Source organism: Desulfosporosinus burensis (assembly GCF_054657535.1).
The window spans coordinates 357,831-376,754 of the sequence record NZ_BAAHYN010000002.1 but is presented as its reverse complement, the minus strand read 5'-3'; the positions used below and the strand labels follow the sequence as shown (position 1 = coordinate 376,754).

Here is an 18,924-nt window from a genome sequence, read left to right as displayed (position 1 = left end):
TTTTTCACCTTTCATAGCTTACGAGGTTAGTTGACGGATTCGGGCAAGAAGGTGTAAGCCCGACGCGTAAAATACGCGTTTAACCCCATAGTAATATCCCCCGCTCTAGATGAATCTAGATTCAGCTTTATTTTCCCTTTTTAGGGCACATCATAAAATATTCGACGAAATATGCAAATGTCCTTTAAATAAATTTATGTAAAACTTGGTAAAATAGTTCACTTTTCACAAAAAAAAGACCCACACTTCTAGTAAGTGGGGTTTCATGCTTTGCTTAGGTGGGGTGAACGAGTTCACTGAGCATCATTGACATTGATAAAAGGAACGGCGCCGCCAGTAACATTTGGAAGTTTACCATCCCATTTGTCAATGGCTTTAATCTGTGCTTCAATTTCTCTCAGTTTCACAAGTTCCGGGGTAACTTCTTGTTTTTGAAGTCGTAGAGATTCAGCTTCAGCTTTAGCTTGTTCAATCTTTTGCTTTGCCTCGATTTCTATTCTCTGAAGATCAAGATTGGCTTTCAGCGCTTGCTGCTCAGCAATTTGTTTTTGCTCAATCGCGTTATTGAACTCCGGACTAAATTTGAATTCTGTAATGTTAATTTCATCAAGAATCATATAATAAGTGGATAATTTTGACGAGAGTGTCTCTTTGATCTTGGAACTAACTTCTGAACGTTTAGAAATCAGCTCCTCAGCAGTGTATTGGGCGGTAACAGCCTTTACTGCTTCGCCGATGGCGGGATCTACAATTCGATCTCCGTACGATAAACCTACACTTTGATAAAGCTTATTCGCTGCGCTGGGCTCAAGGTGAAAGTTAACTGCGACAGTCGTGGTAACGATTTGTAGGTCCTTTGAAGCGGCCGTTTGATCGGATTGAGATTTTTGGACTCGTACATCAACATGGATCACGTCTTGAATGAAGGGGATCTTAAAATGAATTCCTTCGGTTAAAACGATCGGGCGCACTGCCCCTAATTGAAGAACGATGCCTCTTTGACCTGCATTCACGATGACAAAGGCATTTAGCCCCAAGATAATAAGGATTAGAACCACTAGGCCAGATGTAATAAGGCTTTTACTCATTTTAGGTTTTGGAATCATATTGACAACCTTTGAAGAATCCAGTTGGGTACCCTCCTCTCATTTATATTGAGTAGATCATTTCTGCTTTTCCCGACCTTAGGTAAGATTCCCGCGATATTTATTAGTACTCTTTTTTGCAATAAGTATGACGAATTTATTTGAAAGAGAAGAACGTTTGATGCCGTCTAGAGTCAGTACGAGGTGTAGATATAATACAACTAAATGTAGTAATATAGGATATACCCTCTACATTCGTCCCAACCGAGGAGGAACTAGCTCTAGTCGAGAAGGTTAACCCCAAGCGTATTCGAAATATTGAGTTTTAGTATAAGGATCTTTTAACAGAAATGATTTCAGCTATTATGCTTATGGCAATTTCTGACGGAGTTTGAGCATTAATATCTAAACCTATTGGCGCTCTTAAACGGGTAAGATCTTGCGAAGTATACCCTATTTTTTGCAGGTAGTTTCCAATCGCGGTTATCTTTTTTGTACTGCCCAACATTCCCACATATTTGGTTGAATAGCTGAGGATGTTTTTTAAACAATCGGCATCTGTCTGATGGCTCCAAGTCGCTATGACAACAGAGGTATCACGGTTGGGTAGATAATTTTTGATACCTGTCTCAAAATCACTGCAAATAACCGAGTATGATTCCGCGAAAAACTCAGGTAGAGCATAGGCTGGACGATCATCGATAACAGTCACTTGGAAATCAAGCGAATTTGCATAAAAAGCAACTTCCTTGGCCACATGGCCCGCTCCTAAAATTAGTAACCGCTCTATTTTTAAAGCGGGTTCCACTAACCAACGAGAGTCTTCACTGCCTAAGCCAACAACTTCTGCATGCCTGCAGGAGTATATTTCTTGTAGTTTTTTAACGGAGAGCATTAACCTTGGTTGAGGCAGACCCAATAGCACATTGCCATAAGAATCCAAAATACTCTTAGGGTGCGGGGGAATTAAGGAAGTTACTAGCACAACATCTTTTCCACTCATCTGGAGTTCCTGAGCAATTTGCCAGTAATGATTTCCCTGAACTGGCTCCAATAGAACCTCTATATTGGCCCCACAAATGGCGATTCCAGCAGTAATGGTCTCCTGATTAATCGCTAGGCGATGTATTTCAGTGTTTGATTCACTGTCAGCAGTCGACATTGCCAGTGCCCTTTTAGTGATCAGTTTTTCTGCTGTTCCTCCTCCAATAGTTCCTATTGTTTGGCCAGTTTCCATGACCAACATTTGGGTACCCAGATCACGTGGTGTCGAGCCCTCAGTGTGGATAATCGTCGCAAGGACAGCCTTTACTTGCGTATTTTGAGCATTTATAATGGCTTGCATTATTTTTTCATCCAAGAATAGCACCTCTCAATCACAAGTTCTTTGGCTAAGATGAGTATCGCTTTAATAAAACCATTGATTCCCATAATTGTCAATGACCCATTATTATGAATAAATCCTAAACAGGGTGGAGACCAGATAGTTGTTCAAAGAAGTAGCGAAAAGGAAAGGTAGGAAAAAACATGGGAGAATTAGAAAAACATGCACGATTATTTAACCTAATTGCTCCTGTCTACAATGTCTTTTTTGGAGGTCAAGTCAGGAATTATCGGGCTATTCTGGACAAATATGAAGAGATGCTGAATATTCCAGTTGGAGGCAGAGTTTTGGATATAGGGTGTGGTACAGGGGCCTTTATATATTGTTTAGCGGAGCGAGGGTATCGGGCCGTGGGAGTAGATTTTTCCTCATCGATGCTCCGAGCAGCCAAAAAGTCCACTCAGGGGAAGTCGATTGAGTTAGTACCGGGGGATGTTACTAAAGGATTGGATTTTCCTGCTAAAAGTTTTGACTTGGTGCTCTCATCCTATGTTTTGCATGGGTTGAATACTGAGTTGCGTCAACGTATCTATACTGAGGCCAGCAGACTTTCCCGTGGTCGGGTCCTTTTCTATGATTATAACCAAAAGCGTCGATTTCTTACGGATCTAATCGAATGGGCAGAAGGTGGAGATTACTTCGGATTTGTACGCCATGGGGAAAAGGAAATGAGAACATATTTCCAAGCTGTGAATAGAATAGATGTTGGCCCCCAGACGGCGCTTTATCTATGCTCAAATAAACTCTCGCTCGAGATATAAAGGTGAAACAAGGGGACAGGTTCCTTGTTTTGTTGTTTATGAGGAAACAGAGGAGAAAAACAGTGTGCCTGTCCCCCTGTTTCACCCCCGTTTGCGGGAAATGTCTTGAGAAGGATATTCTGAATGGAAAGTAGAAGTAATATATAAGTAACGTTAAACAATGTTTCCGAGAGAAGGTGAAGCGTTTGTTCAACGCGCAAATGCAGAGCGCGCGCGAATTCCTTAGTCTTTTATCTACTGCCTCAGGGGTTTCGGGTTATGAAGCTTCTATCGCTTCTTTGTTAATGGAGCGATTTACTCCATTAACCGATGAGGTACGGTGTGATACGTTTGGCAATGTTTATGCCGTGAAAAAAGGCAATAGTAAGCGTTCAAAAATTATGCTAGCTGCTCATATGGATGAAATCGGCCTTATCGTCAAGAAGATCGATCCTCGAGGTTTTCTGAGTTTTACTTCTATTGGTGGGGTAGACCAGCGAACCCTCTTGTCCCAGGAGGTACTTGTTCATGGACGAGAGAGAATCCCCGGCATTATTGGCTCTTTGCCTCCACACCTTTTACAAAATCCGGACTCGGATCAAGCGGTTAAGATGGAGGAAATGGCGATTGACGTTGGACTTTCCTCCGCTAAACTTAATGAGGTTATCCAAGTCGGAGATATAATCACCCTAAAGCGAGAACTATATCCTTTGCTTAATCATGTGATGGCGGGAAAATCGTTGGATGATCGTGCTGGGGTTGTGGTGATGATGGTTTGCCTAGAAGAACTCTCCCGCCTCCAGCATTCTCACGATGTGATTGCGGTGGCTACGACCCAGGAGGAAGTAGGACTCCGGGGAGCTCTTACCAGTGCTTATACGCTTAATCCTGATTTAGCAGTGGCCATTGATGTTACCCACGCGAGCACGCCGGATACTAAGGGTCAAGTTACCATTGATTTAGGTAAAGGACCGGCAGTGGGGCTTGGACCCAATATTCATCCTGCCATTTACCGTCATTTCTCAGTAAACGCTCAAGAGCACCGTTTGCCGATTCAGATTGAACCGATCCCAGGACATTCTGGAACGGATGCTTGGGCTATTCAAGTAACCCAAGCAGGGATCCCTACCGGACTGATCTCAATTCCTTTGCGCTATATGCATACCTCTGTAGAAACTCTAGATATGCAAGACGTACTTAATTCTGGAAAGCTACTGGCTCAGTTTATTGCCTCCTTACCAGACGATTTGGAGGGATTTTTATGTTATTAAAGAGTCTGAGCGAATTAAACGGCACCTCAGGGGCTGAAGGCCTTGTCCGTAATTTCTTGTGCCAACAAATTGAACCCTTTGTTGAGACGATCAACGTCGATAAAATCGGAAATTTGATTGCGACTAGAAACGGGCATCTTCCTGGTCCGAAAGTTATGATTGCCGCTCATATGGACGAAGTAGCCTTGATGATCATCGAGATAACTAGTGAAGGTTTTCTCAAATTTCGGCCGGTTGGGGGAATTGATGCTCGAATTCTGGTCTCTAAACCAGTACAAATTAATGAATCTCTCGTCGGGGTAATCGGAGCTAAAGCCATCCATTTACAAAAAAGGTCTGAACGTCAAAAGGCTTTGTCCTTTGACCAACTCTATATTGATATCGGGGCTAAATCCAAAGAAGACGCATCCAAGAAAGTTAAACTGGGCGATTATGCTTATTTTATGACGAAATGCGAGCCTTTCGGAGAAGGTCTATACAAAGGAAAGGCTTTTGATGATCGGATAGGGTGTGCCATCTTGGTTGAGTTGCTTAAGCAAGACTATAATTTCCCTCTAGTTGCTGCGTTTACTGTGCAAGAGGAGGTAGGCCTTCGGGGTGCCAAGGTCGCAGCCTATCACGTCGCCCCAGATTTTGCGATAGTCATTGAGGGAACGGTAGCGGCTGATGTGTTTGATCGCGAAGAAGAGGGCTGGGTTACAGAGTTAGGCCAAGGCCCTGCTTGCTCGCTCATGGATAGAGCAACCTTTTTCAGCCCCGAACTTATCCAGTGGGTGACGGACATAGCCCGTCATAAAGGGATTCCACTGCAGTTTCGGCGCGGAGGCAGTGGTGGAAATGACGCTGGTACTATTCATGTTAGTAAAGCTGGAATCCCGACAATTGCTTTAAGTGTACCCTGTCGTTATATTCATTCCTTTGTCTCGGTTATCTCAGAAAAGGATTACACAGCTTGTCTTAACCTTGTCCATGAATTATTAAAAGAAATTCCGCGTAAGCTTGAGGTTAGCTTGATCGATAAGGAGGATAAGGTGTGATGGATTTGGATTTTGCAATACTTGAACAATTAACCCAAATATTTGGCCCTTCCGGTTCCGAAGAGCGAGTGGCGGAATTCATAGCCAATCAATTGCGCCCTTACTGTGACGAACTTAAGACGGACACCTTAGGAAATCTCATAGTCTTACGTCATGGAACGGGTAAGAAAATCATGGTTGCTGCTCATATGGATGAAATCGGCTTGATGATCACCCATCTTGATAAAGAAGGGTTCTTGCGTTTTACCCCCCTCGGTGGAGTGCGTATTCCCAACCTTGTTGGACAGAGAGTCAAGTTTAGCAAGGGCAGGATCGGAACGATCGGAGTTGAAAAATTAGATAAACCCAGCGATCTCAAGCTTGATAAGCTCTATATCGATATTGGTGTGTCATCTCGGGAAGAGGCTGAACAGATTGTCCACATAGGGGAAACGGCAGTTTTTATTGGGGATTTCGTAGAATCGGAATCGAAGATAATCTCGAAGGCCCTCGATGACCGAATTGGTTGTTTTGTAGCAATAGAAGCACTCAAACGAACCAAGTCCACACATGAATTAGCGTTTGTCTTTACGGTACAAGAAGAAATTGGGACTCGTGGTGCCCGAACGGCTGCCTATGCTCTCGAACCTGACTTGGCGATTGCTGTGGATGTCACGGCTACCGGAGATACTCCCAAAGCACACCCTATGTCCGTAAAACTAGGAAGTGGTGTGGGGATTAAGGTGCTCGATCACTCTATGATTACCTCTCCTCAGATTAAGCGTTGGATGGCAGCTATTGCCACGGAAAGCAAGATTCCCTTCCAGTGGGAGGTTTTAGAGTATGGTGGAACGGATTCGGGAGCCATTCATTTGTCCAGGGGAGGGGTGCCCTCAGGAGTTCTTTCGATCCCCACGCGATATGTCCATAGCCCCGCCGAAATGCTTGACAAACGGGATGTTAAAGCAGCCGTGGATTTACTAGTGGCCCTGTTAGAACGGGCTACAGAATTATAGAAGAGACCGCTCATTAGACCAAAGAGATCTAAATCTTCATAAGACAGAATTAATCAATGCTATTGTATTGTGTGATAACCTAACTAAGAAACTATCTGAGCTTTGATGAAGACGACTTGGGGGACTTGTGAAATGGATCGGGTGCTATTTTAAGCAACCAATAGGAAACAAGATAGTACTAGTATAATGACCTAAAACCGGAACGTATTCCCATATATGCATATAAATACTTAAAACTTCCAGTGAGGATCTGCATAATTTTTTTCAAAAATTTATTGAATAATATCATTATTAAGGGATTGACGGAAAACAACAGATGGTATAATATAAAAATATTCAGAAGGTAAACCGGTTTCGTTAATTGGTTAACATACCTGAAAGGGTAGGGATGTTGAAGATGCAGCCAAAGAGCAGAAAAACTACAATTGATGAAGTAGCCAAAAGAGCCAAAGTGTCTAAAACAACCGTATCTAGATTTATCAATGGCCGGTATGAATTCATGTCAGATGAGACGAGGAAACGGATTCAAGACGTCATAGAAGAATTGGCTTATCGGCCAAATAATTTGGCTCGGAGTTTAAAGTCGAACAAGAGTAGCCTCATTGGTGTGATCATTTCGGACATTACCAACCCTTTCTCTTCGATTTTAGTCAAAGGCATCGGGGATCTTTGTCAGGAAAAAGGGTACCAAATCATCATTGCCAATACGGATAACGACCCTGTAAAAGAACAAGACTATATTCAGTCGCTCATTGACAACCGTGTGGAAGGGCTAATCGTTAATACTTCCGGGCAAAACGGCGATTATCTAGTCTCAATCGGAAATCAGGGCATACCTATTGTTCTGGCAGACAGAGCTTTGCCTGAATTAAAATTTGATACCATAATGACCGACAACTATGCAATGACAGTCAGGACGATCAAACACCTGTTTGAGGCTGGTTTTGAAAAGGTGGCATTTTTTACGGAGGAGATTGGCCAGATTAGTACCCGCTTAATTCGTAGGGACGCATTTTTGGACGCGAGTAAGCAGTACAAGGGGATTGATGCCGCAAGCTTTATTTATGTAATTAATAATTCCGAACCCCAAACCGTGTTAGACTCTATAATACATTTTACAAAGGAAAACCCTTATGCTAAGAAGGCAGTTTTCACGGTAAACGGAGTGACTCTGTTGGGCGTATTGAATGGTATTAGTAAATTAGGTTTAACGATACCAAAGGACATCGGTGTATGCGGTTATGATGACTGGGGATGGGCTTCATTAATACCCCCGGGGATAACAGCCATTTCGCAGCCTTCTTATCAAGTCGGAGTGGAAAGTGCGAAAACGTTAATTACCAGAATCAATGCTAAAAGAAAAGCCAAACCGAAGATCATTCAATTGCCTGCCGAACTGATCATCAGGGGCTCGACAGTTTTGCCATCAAGTGAAGGTGGAGTTTGGACTCCAACTGAATCTTAGTTGAACTTATCAAGAACGTAGCCGCTCTTTACTTCAACTTTAAAGAAGAAGGGAGTATGAGAGCGGGTAGTCATTGGAAAAACTTAAGCAATTTATTTTATATTAGTAAACCGGTAAACTAAATCGTTTAATTAAATAAAATTACTATATTTTTTTCTAAAATTTACTTATTTAAATCAAGGGAGGATATTTATGAGCCTGGAACTGTTTGATTTATCTGGAAAAGTTGCCATTTTTATTGGAGGAGGCGGTGGACTGGGGCATGCTGTAAGCCTGGGATTAGCCAGGGCTGGTGCGGATGTTATACCTGTTAGTCGGAGTACGGAGCGTAATGCAGATTTGGTTAGTCAAATTGAAGATCTTGGCCGCAAATCACTACTCACTTCGGCGGATATTACTGACAAGAATGACATTAAGAGGTTAGTCGATGAGGTTATGAATAAGTTTGGTCGAATTGATATTTTGATTAATGCCGCAGGAAAGAACTATAAAAAGCCTGCATTGGAGCTTAGCCAAGAAGAGTGGGATGATGTTTTAAGGGTTAATGCCAAGGGTGTATTTACAGTGAGTCAAGTCGTTGGCGAAAGAATGATAGCTCAAGGGGGTGGGAAAATTATCAACTTCGCCTCATTAGGTTCTCATTTGGGTATCACCCGGTCAGTGGCTTACTGTTCAAGCAAAGGGGCTGTATTACAGATGACTAAGGTCCTTGCTGCCGAATGGGCGCCCTACGGAGTAAACGTAAACAGTATTTCGCCGGGGTATTTCCAAACACCGCTTACCGAAAAAATGCTCAAAGAAAAAGAGACCTATGACAAAATCGTCAACCGTACTCCCATGCAGCGGTTAGGACTTCCCGAGGATTTGGTGGGAGCAGTCATTTTTCTTGCCTCCGAGGCTTCTAACTTTGTTACCGGGAGCACTATCGCAGTTGACGGAGGTTTTCTTTCCTTGGCAATTTAGACTTTGACATAGGAGGAACTGTTTAATGAATGAGAAGATGACAGCTGTGGTCTGGAAAGGCAAGGGACAACTTGCCCTAGACCAGGTGGATGTCCCAAGGTTAGCACCGGGGGAGGTGATGATAAAAGTTGCCTATGCCGGAATATGCGGTTCCGATTTGGGGATTTACGGTGGCAAGCACCCCAGGGCTAAAGCACCTCTTATAATGGGTCACGAATTGACTGGGGAGATTGTTGAAATTGCCCCACCTGATAGCGGTGAGCTGAAAGTAGGAGACAAGGTAACAATCAATCCTTTGATGAGTTGTGGTAAATGTCAGCCCTGCCGGACGGGTCATGCTCATGTCTGCCGGACGCTGGGATTGGTTGGGATTGATTGTGACGGTGCTTTTGCAGAATATGTAGCAGTCGGTTCTGACAAAATACTAAAGTTGCCACCTGGCATCCCGTTAGACAGTGCCGCCCTGGCAGAGCCCCTTGCGGTAACGGTTCATGCCATACGCCGCTCAGAAATGAAAGCCGGAGATAGCGTAGTCGTGTTAGGCGGAGGACCCATTGGGCTCCTGACTGCTATTTGTGCTAGGTATGCAGGTGCATCAAAAATAGTAATCAGTGAGATAAGTGAAGAGCGTCGAAAATTAGCCTCTGAACTAGGTTTTAATGTTGTTGATGCGAAAGATAACCCCGAACATGAACTATTAGCTATGACTGGCCCTGATGGAGCAGATATTGTTTTTGAGGCCGCCGGTGTAGCGCCCACCATAGCGTTAGCAACCAAAATCGTGAAGATCACGGGGCAGGTTGTTATTGTGGGGGTCTTTAAAGAGCCGACCCCGGTGGATTTACAAACTGTTAATTTCAGGGAGTTATCGTTGATTGGGGTACGAGTCTACACAGCAAAGGACTTCCAAATAGCTGTTACCATGCTGGAAGAGATAAACGATCTGGCTCGTATTATTTCCCATCGGTTACCGTTTGCTCAGGCTGAAAATGGCATCAAATTAATGCAATCCGGACAAGACTCAATGAAAATTTTACTGCATCCTTAAATATTATTAACGGCAGGAGGTAAATTGTGTTGAAAAAGATTACACGTTTAATGGCCCTTTTACTAAGCTTAACTTTGATCATTAGCCTGGTGGGTTGTGGAACTTCGTCTACCCAAAATGCCCCAAAAGAAGGGGACAAAGCAGGACAAGCGATTACTCTTAAAGTCGGAATAGGTTCCAGTTTGCAAGGTAGTTCACACGGTAAAGGCATTGTAAAATTTAAAGAAATTGTTGAGAAAGAAAGTAATGGCAGAATTAAGCTGCAATTGTTCCCTGACGGACAGTTGGGCAATGACCAATCGATGATGGATGCTCTGCGCATGGGTACCCTTGATTTTACAGTTACATCTACCGCTCCGATTGCCAATTTGACCAAGTCCTTTGAGGTCTTTGACCTTCCATTTCTTTTCCCCAACGAGCAAGTGGCTGATAAGGTTCTAGACGGTGCCGCCGGACAAGAGATTCTAAACACGTTAGATAGTGTAGGCATTATAGGCTTAGCTTATTGGGAAAACGGTTTCCGTAACATTACTAATAGTAAAAGACCGATCAATTCACTTGAGGACCTCAAAGGTTTGAAGATTAGAACTATGCAAAATACGGTTCACTTAGAAACCTTTAAGACCTGGGGCGCTAACCCAACACCAATGCCTTTCAATGAAGTGTTTACTGCCCTAGAGCAAAAGGTTATTGATGGTCAAGAGAATCCTATTCCTCTCATCTACGATTCTAAGTTTTATGAGGCACAAAAATTCCTTACTATATCCAGGCATTTCTATACACCTTTCGTTTTCATGGTAAGTAAAAAGACCATAGAAAAACTTTCACCTGCCGATCAGGAAATGATTAAGAAGGCGGCTGTTGAGTCCAGAACCTACGAAAGACAAGTCAACCGTGAAAATGATCAAAAATATCTCGAACAAATGAAACAGGCAAAGATTACTGTTAATGAATTATCTCCTGAAGCAAGACAGAAATTCATCGACAGTTCCAAAGAAATCTATTCTAAGTTTGAAAATGAAATTGGTAAAGACCGTTTAGAAAACATCTTAGATGCCATTAAAAAAGCTCAATAAATCATAAGCATAAGAAATCAGATACAGGCTTCGCTATGAGCCTGTATCTGATAATAGCCCAGATGTGCTTTGGGGAATCCGACATTGGATCTATGGGGGTGTAATGATGAAGAAACTAGCAGCTATGCTGGATCGCTTAATAACGAGCCTTACTGTAATAGCTATGTCAGGTATCGTCGTGCTGGTGTTTATGAATGTTGTCTTACGCTATGCATTTAACAGCGGCCTTACCTGGAGTTCAGAATTGGCAACATATTTATTTGTTTGGGTAATATTCTTGGGCGGTATTCTGGCAGCTAAAGATGATATACACATCAAGGTAGATATACTAACCAATAGATTGCCAAAAGGTTTGCAAAAGATTTTCCTGGTAGTTGCCAATGTCCTGGTTTTAATTGGATTAGGAATACTAGTTGATGGGGGCAGCAAAATTGTGCAAGCGACCCATACCAGCATCAGCCCATCACTAGGAATCCCCCTTTCCCTAGTAAACGCCTCTCTTGTTGTTTTTGCCATTGCGACAGGGATTATTCTGGTATATCAAACCTATAAAACCTTACAGAATTAGTTTTCGGAAAGGAGGCAACGTAAATGGCAGGAACGGAACTAATTGTTCTATTTTTAGCGTCGATGTTTGGCTTACTGTTTATCGGTGTTCCCATTGCTTTTACTTTATTATGGGTAGCAGTCGTTCTGTTGGTAGCTACCGGTAATTTCGACACCCAGCTTATAGCCCAATCCGTCCTTTTCGGTGCTAACAGCTTTACTCTGCTAGCGATACCCTTCTTCATTTTAGCGGGGGAATTAATGAGTTTTGGAGGCATATCGCGTCGAATCGTGGAATTTGTGGCCAGCCTTGTTGGACATGTCAGAGGCGGTCTGGGATATGTTGTTATTATTGCCAGTATAATTTTTGCCGGTTTGTCTGGCTCTGCCGTGGCTGATGCGGCTGCGTTGGGAGCTATATTGTTACCGATGATGATCGCGTCGGGGTATAATAAGGCGGTTTCCGTCGCCTTAGTCTGCGCATCGGCAGTCATTGCTCCCATCATTCCTCCGAGTATTCCGTTGATTCTATATGGAGTGGCTGGGCAGGTTTCTATTAGCCAGCTTTTTATGGCGGGAATTGTTCCTGGTCTCATCCTGGGAGTGGCCTTAATGATTTTTTGGTACTTTTTTGCCAAGAAAAATAATTACCCGAGTGGAAAAAGGGCTACAAGAAGTGAAATGCTAAAGGCCTTCAAGAATTCCATTTTAGCACTGGTAATGCCCATCATTATTATTGGAGGTATTCGATTCGGAATCTTCACACCAACTGAGGCCGGGGGCGTTGCTGTCGTGTACGCCTTGTTAATTTCTATTTTCGTGTATAAAGAGATTAAACTTAAGGATATTTCTCATGTTTTAACGAACTCGGCTAAAACCACCGGACAGGTAATGCTGGTTGCCGCAACAGCGACGGCAACTGCTTGGGTTGTTACTACAGCTAATTTACCTCAACAGCTGGTCGAAGCATTATCCGGGTTTTCAGACTCAAGGCTCGGATTAATGCTGGTTATTAATGTATTCCTTCTATTTTTGGGTATGGTGATGGATATTACTCCTGCTATTTTGATATTTGCTCCTATTTTACTGCCTGTTGTCAAGCAAGCAGGAATAGATCCCGTCTATTTCGGCATTATTATGGTGCTTAATCTTGTAATCGGTCTCGTTACACCCCCGGTAGGTACTGTTCTTTATGTAGGGTGCGGTGTTGGAAAAATAGGCTTAGGTGAGCTCGTGAAAAAGATTTGGCCTTTGGTTTTAATAGAAATTTTAGTGTTGTTACTCCTGATTATCTTCCCAGATATTGTTATGGTACCACTAAGCTGGTTTGTTAAGTAAGATCCAATTCATACCAAGATTGAAACTAAGGTGTTGATGTAATGAGTTTACAGTATATACGTGATACTGGCCTGGTTGCCATCATTCGAGGGTGCAAGAAGGAAGAAATTTTACCGGCGGTTGAAGCGCTTCGAGAAGGCGGAGTAAACGTACTGGAGGTGGCTTGTAACACACCTGGTGCACTGGAAATGATTGAACAATTAAGGTGTCATTTCGGTGAAAATATATTGGTGGGAGCAGGCACAGTACTTGAACGGACGATGGCAAGGTCGGCGATCCTGGCCGGGGCTGAATTTCTTCTTTCACCTAGTCTGTCGCGAGAGGTTATAGAAATCGGTAATCTTTATGGTAAGACCGTAATTCCAGGGGTAATGACCCCTACTGAAATTGTGAAGGCTCTACAATGGGGAGCAAAAATGGTTAAAGTCTTTCCGGCGGCAACTCTTGGAACCGGCTACTTTAAAGATATATTGGGCCCAATTTCACAAGTTCAGCTCATGGCTGTTGGTGGTATAAACTCTTCTAACGCAGCCGGCTTTTTAAAAGCAGGGGCAACCGTATTAGGTATCGGCAGTGAACTTGTTGACAAGGACCTGATCCGTAGGGGTAGGTACGAGGAAATTACGGCGAAGGCAAAACAATTCTTAAGTATCATAGCTGAAGCAAGACAAGGAGGCTCACGATGACGCGGTTCGTTCGCTTTGCAGTTGCCGGTGAAGTTAATTTAGGTATACTTGAGGATTCATCAGTAAGGGTGATCGAAGGAGACTTTTTTAGCGATTGGCGCCCTACTGATAAGATCTATTCCTTAAACTTGGTAAAACTTTTGCCTCCGGTTACGCCCAGTAAAATTGTTTGTATTGGACTTAATTATCACGCTAATGTTAAGGCATTAAAGGCATCGGTTCCTGAGGAACCTGTGATATTCTTAAAGCCTCCTTCTGCCATTGTTGGACCAGGGGAAAATATTATTCACCCATCTGATGTCTTGGAACTGGCCTATGAAGTAGAGTTAGCTGTAGTGATGAAAGATACTGTCAAAAACGTCAGCAGAGACGAAGCACTAAACCATGTCCTTGGTTACACCTGTGCCAATGATCTAACTGCCAAAGATAAGATGACAGGGGGGCCTTGGACTAAGGCTAAGTCCTATGATACCTTTTTGCCGCTCGGCCCATATATCGCAACAGGTCTTGATCCTGACAGCTTAACCCTTGAAATGTTTTTGAATGGCGAAAAGACGCAAAGCTCCAATACGTCAGATATGGTATTTAAAGTCGCGGATCTTATAGCTTATGCATCACAAATCATGACATTGTCCCCTGGGGATGTTTTAAGTACCGGGACTCCTCCGGGTGCGGGAATACTTAAACCCGGTGATAGAGTCGAAGCAAGAATTGAAGGTATTGGTTCATTACAAAACCTCGTTGTGAAGGAGGAGATATAGATTGCCGGAAGTAGTAACGCTCGGAGAGACAATGTTATTAATGAATCCGGAAAGTTCCGGCCCATTAAAATATATTAACACCTTTACCAAACAAATCGGAGGAGCAGAATCTAACTTCGCTATCGGGTTGGTACGGCTAGGACATAGCGCCGGATGGATTAGCAGGCTAGGTAACGACGAGTTCGGAAAGTATATTGCTTCTTTTATAAGAGGAGAAGGAGTAGACACCTCTCAGGTAAAGTTCGACCAAGTTGCTCCAACAGGATTGTATATAAAAGAACGGAGAGAATACGGAGAAAGCAAGGTGTATTACTATCGCAAAGGGTCAGCCGCTAGCCTGCTTTCCCCTGAAGACCTCAATCACGATTATCTAGGGTCTGCCAAGTTGTTGCATATCACCGGCATTACCCCGGCTCTGAGTGAATCATGTTACAGTACTTTGCAGGAAGCAGTAAAAATCGCTAAAGCCCGCGGGGTTCAAATCTCTTTAGATCCCAATATCCGGTTAAAACTATGGACAAAGGAAGTGGCCAGGCAGGTAATCATGGAGTTTGCGGCTCAGTCTGACATCATTATGCCTGGTATTAGTGAAGGTGAGATTCTGGTGGGTGAAACAGAACCAGAAAAAATTGCCGACAAGTTTTTAGACCTGGGAGCAAAAATTGTAGTGGTTAAACTGGGTAAAAAAGGAGCGTACTATGCTACTCCTGACGAGGCGAAATTTATTCCAGGGTATCCTATTGAAAAGGTTGTTGATCCGATTGGTGCCGGTGATGGATTTGCCGCCGGTTTTATAGCAGGGATTCTCAAGGGATACAGCCTGGAGGAATCAACCAAGCTTGCCAATGCGGTAGGAGCGATAGCCACTACTGTGATTGGAGATGTGGAAGGATTGCCTACGATGGAAGAGGTAGCAGTTTTTAGAGGCGAAAAAGAGATGATTGACAGGTGATAAATATGAATACTCAAATCTTAGCTTGTGGAGTTATCGCGGTTCTACGTGGGGCTAAACTGGAGAGTATCCTTGACATTGCCAAGGCCTTAAAGGCTGGGGGAATTGATGTCATCGAAATTACCGTTGACGCTCCGGGAGCTCTGGAAATGATCAAACAGGTTAGCGAAAAAATAGGCAGCGAGGTCAAGGTTGGAGCCGGGACAGTTTTGGACAGGGAAACCGCCAGGCTGGCATTGCTTTCCGGAGCCGAGTTTATAGTATCTCCGAGCCTGCAACCGGACGTAATAACGGTTTGTAAGCGTTACGGAAAACCGGTAATCTCAGGCGCAATGACTCCTACGGAAATTATAACGGCTTATGAACTTGGGGCAGATATTATCAAGGTTTTTCCTGCAGGAGTGCTTGGCCCCCAATACATCAAGGATATCCGCGGGCCTCTGGGACATATACCCTTGATCCCTACCGGTGGAGTCAGTGTGGAAAATGCTGCTCAATTTATTAAGGCAGGGTGTATAGCAGTGGGTATGGGAGGTTCTTTGATTCCCAAACAGGCGGTTCAGGAAGGTCAGTGGGACTTGATCACTGAAAAGGCTCGCAAAATCGTTGATGTGGTAGACAAGGCCAGAAAGGAAAATTAACATTTTACTGAAGAGGTGTAACAAAATGAGTGAGTACAAAGTTGTTGTCACAGATTACGAGTATTCAACGCTCCAGTATGAAGAAGAGGTTGTGACAAATGCCGGCGCCACCCTGGTACCGGCTCAATGTAAAACGGAAGATGATCTGATTGCAGTCTGTAAAGATGCCCATGGTTTATTGAACCAGTATGCTCCGATTACCAGACGGGTGATTGAGAAATTGGACAACTGCAAAGTCATAGCCCGCTACGGAGTGGGCGTCAATACTGTTGATTTGGAAGCGGCTACCGAAAAGGGAATCTGTGTGGTTAACGTCCCCGACTATTGTGTAGATGAGGTGTCGGACCACGCGTTTGCTTTGTTGCTGGCGTGTGCCCGTAAGGTAGTCCAGTTAAATAATAGTATCAAAGCGGGAACCTGGGATTACAAAATCAGTAGACCTATTTACAGACTAAGAGGACGGAAATTAGGGATTGTTGGATTTGGCAGAATTCCCAGGGCTTTAGCGGAAAAAGCCAGACCTTTTGGGTTTGAACTTTTGATCTATGATCCCTTTCTTACCCAAACTGATGTAGACCCGTATGGGGCAGCACTGGTTGGTTTAGACGAACTAATGGCTAATTCTGACTTTGTTTCTGTGCATGCTCCTCTAACTCCCGAGACTCATCATCTAGTCGGGGAAAAAGAATTAAGTTTAATGAAATCCAGCGCTTTTATTTTGAATACATCCCGGGGTCCTGTCATCGATGAAAAGGCTTTAATTAAAGCTCTCCAGGATGGACTCATTGCCGGAGCCGGACTTGATGTCTTGGAAGAAGAACCTGCGTCCCAGGACAATCCGTTGTTAGGTATGGATAATGTAATCATAAATCCACACGTTGCCTGGTATTCTGAACAGGCTGAAATTGAATTAAAAACCAAAGCAGCCCAGGGGGTAGCTGAGGTTCTCCAAGGGTTCTTTCCTAAAAACCTAGTAAACAAACAAGTTAAAACTAAACTAGATCTTAAAGAATTGTTGTAGGCTGATGGCAGAGGATTGTGGGGACTGGAGAATGAAAGAAAAAAAACCTTTAGTGGCACTCATTGCCCATGACAAGAAAAAGGATGACATGATCGAATTTGTGAAGGCACATCAACAGGTATTTAAACATTGCCGTTTGATTGCCACCGGGACAACCGGACGTCGAATTCATAAGGAAACCGGGCTCGAGTTAGATTATTGTTTAACCGGTCCGTTGGGCGGGGATCAACAGATTGGGGCTCGAATAGCGCATGGAGAGGTAGCGGCAGTGATTTTCATGCGTGATCCATTAACCGCCCAACCGCACGAGCCGGACGTTTCTGCGTTGCTGCGTTTATGTGATGTGCATAATGTCCCACTCGCGACAAACCCCAATTCGGCGCATATTCTTATGAAATGGATTCGGGAGCAGATTGACATTCGGTAATTTTGTCTCAGTTTAAACTATGGTGAGCCTATAATCGATCACATGAACAGTTTCTTCAATCCAATAGTATTTCAAGTAGTCTATAAGCTGAGATGAAGCCTTTTTTATTTGATTCCAATTTGAAACGGCAAAAAATTAGACCTTAGCGTTCTTGATAGCGTTGAGGTCTTTTGGCGTTTAAATTTATGCTGGAACAACCGGAACTTAAACATATCTGAGATTTCTCTCGGGTCATGCTGCCGAGACCAAAGGTTAATCGCTCTGATACGTTTAATTCAAGCGGCTATCGGCCGATGGTTACTGCCCATAACGAGAAATGTGTGGGCTGCTTAAGATGAACAAATGGACCTGAGGGATGTCGTGTAAATGACCCAAGAGAAGAAAGCCGGTAATAGAAATGCTATGCTTCAGATGCCAAAGCTAGATTAGTGGAGAGTTGCGGCCATGGAGCAAAGATGAAAGGAGCCATCGGTAGCCGGGGGCCTCTTTAGCGTCATTCCAAAATAATTGCTGCTACTGGGCAATTTTTTGCCGCTTCAAGGGAGGATGTTTTACAGATAGGCAAAGATACTAACATTTCCTAACGTTGAAGAACAAGAACAATTTTCGATTGAGGAGGACGACAAAGGATTTACCACAATCCTTAATGAACATCCGGAGGTCAAGACTCTTTATGAGAAATTGCAAAAAGAAGAAGGCCTTACTCCTCATGCTGACCTTGAAGGCGCTCTTTAATCCAAAAGGTATTGATCCATGTTAGAAAGGAAATTTCTTTTTCAAGACCCAATAGCCAGAAAGTGGTTGTTAAACCAGGGAAGGTTATTTCCCATTCTACAGGCGGAATCCCCAGCATTATTGACTTCGAAACCGGTAAGAAGCGGAATGCTACGCTTTTAGATTTCAGACAAGCTGCCCGTCTGATGGATAATCTGGATCAATTGGATATACCTTGTGCACTGTTCTACCCGGAGGATGTTCCAAATCATTAAATTGGCCAATCAGGAATTGGTGAAAAATTAACATATCGAGGGCAATGGCAACTTATTTACGGTCGGGGCGTTAGTTCAGGGAATAGCGATATCGGACAGTTCAGCATGCGCTTTGCTTTAATTAGGGCCGGTCAGAAGGTGAGGATGGTTGTTATTCCCAGGTGGCGCTTTTCCCAATCTCGTTGAAGAATTAGCCATGGTTAATCCTGAGAGGGAAATAGAACTCACAATGGATGATTGACACGCAAATGACTCTCTAAGCATTTTTACTGTTATTATATAGCTCATCGGGGCAAATATCCTCGCCAGATGCCCATTCTAAAGTAATATCGCTCACTTTAACAGTATTAAAAATGTGCTTATTTTTCAATTTGCGATAAAATGGCTCCTCAATTAGCTTTGACATATCATAAATCTTAGTCTCTCCGTTATCGAAAAGCACTTGCAAGCAGTAGTTGTTCAATGGTTTAACTTCTTTTGGTCTTGGCAGCATCTTATA

General features: G+C 43.4%; 20 protein-coding genes and 1 riboswitch. Of the genes, 17 read left to right on the top strand and 3 right to left on the bottom strand.

What is annotated here, in order from left to right:
• Nucleotides 1–137: riboswitch (cyclic di-AMP (ydaO/yuaA leader) on the bottom strand.
• A gap of 156 nt (nt 138–293) precedes the next feature.
• Together ACYQ3Q_RS04780 and ACYQ3Q_RS04775 are read right to left on the bottom strand one after the other, a co-directional pair.
• Nucleotides 294–1,130 (bottom strand): prohibitin family protein, encoded by an 837-nt coding sequence (locus tag ACYQ3Q_RS04780; protein ID WP_459927582.1) that lies wholly within the window; start codon nt 1,128–1,130, stop codon nt 294–296.
• 280 nt (nt 1,131–1,410) lie between these two features.
• Entirely contained in the window at nt 1,411–2,445 is a 1,035-nt protein-coding gene (locus tag ACYQ3Q_RS04775; protein ID WP_459927507.1) for an XdhC family protein, read from the bottom strand.
• Between the two features lie 167 nt (nt 2,446–2,612).
• Between ACYQ3Q_RS04775 and ACYQ3Q_RS04770 the strand changes: the two genes are divergently transcribed.
• The 17 genes from ACYQ3Q_RS04770 to ACYQ3Q_RS04690 all read left to right on the top strand — a co-directional run bounded on the left by ACYQ3Q_RS04770 (nt 2,613) and on the right by ACYQ3Q_RS04690 (nt 18,425).
• Nucleotides 2,613–3,230, top strand: coding sequence for a class I SAM-dependent methyltransferase (locus tag ACYQ3Q_RS04770; RefSeq protein WP_459927506.1), 618 nt, complete (start codon nt 2,613–2,615; stop codon nt 3,228–3,230).
• A gap of 185 nt (nt 3,231–3,415) precedes the next feature.
• Complete coding sequence (locus ACYQ3Q_RS04765; protein ID WP_459927505.1) at nt 3,416–4,480, top strand: M42 family metallopeptidase; 1,065 nt, start codon at nt 3,416–3,418, stop codon at nt 4,478–4,480.
• A complete protein-coding gene (locus ACYQ3Q_RS04760; RefSeq protein WP_459927504.1) occupies nt 4,471–5,517 on the top strand; it encodes a M42 family metallopeptidase in 1,047 nt (348 codons plus the stop codon). Before ACYQ3Q_RS04765 ends, ACYQ3Q_RS04760 begins: the two co-directional genes overlap by 10 nt.
• Nucleotides 5,517–6,512, top strand: a complete 996-nt coding sequence (locus ACYQ3Q_RS04755; RefSeq protein WP_459927503.1) for a M42 family metallopeptidase — start codon at nt 5,517–5,519, stop codon at nt 6,510–6,512. Before ACYQ3Q_RS04760 ends, ACYQ3Q_RS04755 begins: the two co-directional genes overlap by 1 nt.
• Before the next feature lie 397 nt (nt 6,513–6,909).
• Nucleotides 6,910–7,977, top strand: coding sequence for a LacI family DNA-binding transcriptional regulator (locus ACYQ3Q_RS04750; protein ID WP_459927502.1), 1,068 nt, complete (start codon nt 6,910–6,912; stop codon nt 7,975–7,977).
• A 192-nt stretch (nt 7,978–8,169) separates the two neighbouring features.
• Entirely contained in the window at nt 8,170–8,940 is a 771-nt protein-coding gene (locus ACYQ3Q_RS04745) for an SDR family NAD(P)-dependent oxidoreductase (protein WP_459927501.1), read from the top strand.
• A gap of 25 nt (nt 8,941–8,965) precedes the next feature.
• Nucleotides 8,966–9,988 carry a zinc-dependent alcohol dehydrogenase gene (locus tag ACYQ3Q_RS04740; protein ID WP_459927500.1) on the top strand — a complete coding sequence of 341 codons (1,023 nt, stop codon included), beginning with the start codon at nt 8,966–8,968 and terminating at the stop codon, nt 9,986–9,988.
• 29 nt (nt 9,989–10,017) lie between these two features.
• Nucleotides 10,018–11,064 carry a TRAP transporter substrate-binding protein gene (locus tag ACYQ3Q_RS04735; protein ID WP_459927499.1) on the top strand — a complete coding sequence of 349 codons (1,047 nt, stop codon included), beginning with the start codon at nt 10,018–10,020 and terminating at the stop codon, nt 11,062–11,064.
• A 106-nt stretch (nt 11,065–11,170) separates the two neighbouring features.
• Nucleotides 11,171–11,632, top strand: coding sequence for a TRAP transporter small permease (locus tag ACYQ3Q_RS04730; RefSeq protein ID WP_459927498.1), 462 nt, complete (start codon nt 11,171–11,173; stop codon nt 11,630–11,632).
• A 23-nt stretch (nt 11,633–11,655) separates the two neighbouring features.
• The gene (locus ACYQ3Q_RS04725) at nt 11,656–12,948 is read left to right on the top strand and encodes a TRAP transporter large permease (RefSeq protein WP_459927497.1); all 1,293 of its coding nucleotides are present in this window, start codon (nt 11,656–11,658) and stop codon (nt 12,946–12,948) included.
• Nucleotides 12,949–12,989: 41 nt separating this feature from the next.
• A complete protein-coding gene (locus tag ACYQ3Q_RS04720; RefSeq protein WP_459927496.1) occupies nt 12,990–13,634 on the top strand; it encodes a bifunctional 4-hydroxy-2-oxoglutarate aldolase/2-dehydro-3-deoxy-phosphogluconate aldolase in 645 nt (214 codons plus the stop codon).
• The gene (locus tag ACYQ3Q_RS04715; RefSeq protein WP_459927495.1) at nt 13,631–14,395 is read left to right on the top strand and encodes a fumarylacetoacetate hydrolase family protein; all 765 of its coding nucleotides are present in this window, start codon (nt 13,631–13,633) and stop codon (nt 14,393–14,395) included. The genes ACYQ3Q_RS04720 and ACYQ3Q_RS04715 overlap by 4 nt, the downstream gene beginning before the upstream one ends.
• Nucleotide 14,396: 1 nt before the next feature.
• Entirely contained in the window at nt 14,397–15,347 is a 951-nt protein-coding gene (locus ACYQ3Q_RS04710) for a sugar kinase (protein WP_459927494.1), read from the top strand.
• Nucleotides 15,348–15,352: 5 nt separating this feature from the next.
• Entirely contained in the window at nt 15,353–15,988 is a 636-nt protein-coding gene (locus tag ACYQ3Q_RS04705; RefSeq protein ID WP_459927493.1) for a bifunctional 4-hydroxy-2-oxoglutarate aldolase/2-dehydro-3-deoxy-phosphogluconate aldolase, read from the top strand.
• Nucleotides 15,989–16,013: 25 nt separating this feature from the next.
• Nucleotides 16,014–17,009: a C-terminal binding protein gene (locus ACYQ3Q_RS04700; protein WP_459927492.1), complete on the top strand. Its 996-nt coding sequence runs from the start codon at nt 16,014–16,016 to the stop codon at nt 17,007–17,009.
• Between the two features lie 31 nt (nt 17,010–17,040).
• Complete coding sequence (gene mgsA, locus ACYQ3Q_RS04695) at nt 17,041–17,436, top strand: methylglyoxal synthase (protein WP_459927491.1); 396 nt, start codon at nt 17,041–17,043, stop codon at nt 17,434–17,436.
• A gap of 797 nt (nt 17,437–18,233) precedes the next feature.
• Entirely contained in the window at nt 18,234–18,425 is a 192-nt protein-coding gene (locus ACYQ3Q_RS04690; protein WP_459927490.1) for a hypothetical protein, read from the top strand.
• A gap of 256 nt (nt 18,426–18,681) precedes the next feature.
• Here the strand turns inward: ACYQ3Q_RS04690 and ACYQ3Q_RS04685 are convergent, their stop codons facing one another.
• Nucleotides 18,682–18,918, bottom strand: a complete 237-nt coding sequence (locus tag ACYQ3Q_RS04685) for a DUF2442 domain-containing protein (RefSeq protein WP_459927489.1) — start codon at nt 18,916–18,918, stop codon at nt 18,682–18,684.
• Nucleotides 18,919–18,924 lie beyond the last annotated feature (6 nt).

Excerpts from the sequence above, each read along its gene's own strand:
- ACYQ3Q_RS04770 (WP_459927506.1), top strand. The coding sequence starts at position 2,613 with ATGGGAGAATTAGAAAAACATGCACGATTATTTAACCTAATTGCTCCT.
- ACYQ3Q_RS04760 (WP_459927504.1), top strand. The coding sequence starts at position 4,471 with ATGTTATTAAAGAGTCTGAGCGAATTAAACGGCACCTCAGGGGCTGAA.
- ACYQ3Q_RS04755 (WP_459927503.1), top strand. The coding sequence starts at position 5,517 with ATGGATTTGGATTTTGCAATACTTGAACAATTAACCCAAATATTTGGC.
- ACYQ3Q_RS04750 (WP_459927502.1), top strand. The coding sequence starts at position 6,910 with ATGCAGCCAAAGAGCAGAAAAACTACAATTGATGAAGTAGCCAAAAGA.
- ACYQ3Q_RS04745 (WP_459927501.1), top strand. The coding sequence starts at position 8,170 with ATGAGCCTGGAACTGTTTGATTTATCTGGAAAAGTTGCCATTTTTATT.
- ACYQ3Q_RS04740 (WP_459927500.1), top strand. The coding sequence starts at position 8,966 with ATGAATGAGAAGATGACAGCTGTGGTCTGGAAAGGCAAGGGACAACTT.
- ACYQ3Q_RS04730 (WP_459927498.1), top strand. The coding sequence starts at position 11,171 with ATGAAGAAACTAGCAGCTATGCTGGATCGCTTAATAACGAGCCTTACT.
- ACYQ3Q_RS04725 (WP_459927497.1), top strand. The coding sequence starts at position 11,656 with ATGGCAGGAACGGAACTAATTGTTCTATTTTTAGCGTCGATGTTTGGC.
- ACYQ3Q_RS04720 (WP_459927496.1), top strand. The coding sequence starts at position 12,990 with ATGAGTTTACAGTATATACGTGATACTGGCCTGGTTGCCATCATTCGA.
- ACYQ3Q_RS04715 (WP_459927495.1), top strand. The coding sequence starts at position 13,631 with ATGACGCGGTTCGTTCGCTTTGCAGTTGCCGGTGAAGTTAATTTAGGT.
- ACYQ3Q_RS04705 (WP_459927493.1), top strand. The coding sequence starts at position 15,353 with ATGAATACTCAAATCTTAGCTTGTGGAGTTATCGCGGTTCTACGTGGG.
- ACYQ3Q_RS04700 (WP_459927492.1), top strand. The coding sequence starts at position 16,014 with ATGAGTGAGTACAAAGTTGTTGTCACAGATTACGAGTATTCAACGCTC.
- mgsA (WP_459927491.1), top strand. The coding sequence starts at position 17,041 with ATGAAAGAAAAAAAACCTTTAGTGGCACTCATTGCCCATGACAAGAAA.
- ACYQ3Q_RS04685 (WP_459927489.1), bottom strand. The coding sequence starts at position 18,918 with ATGCTGCCAAGACCAAAAGAAGTTAAACCATTGAACAACTACTGCTTG.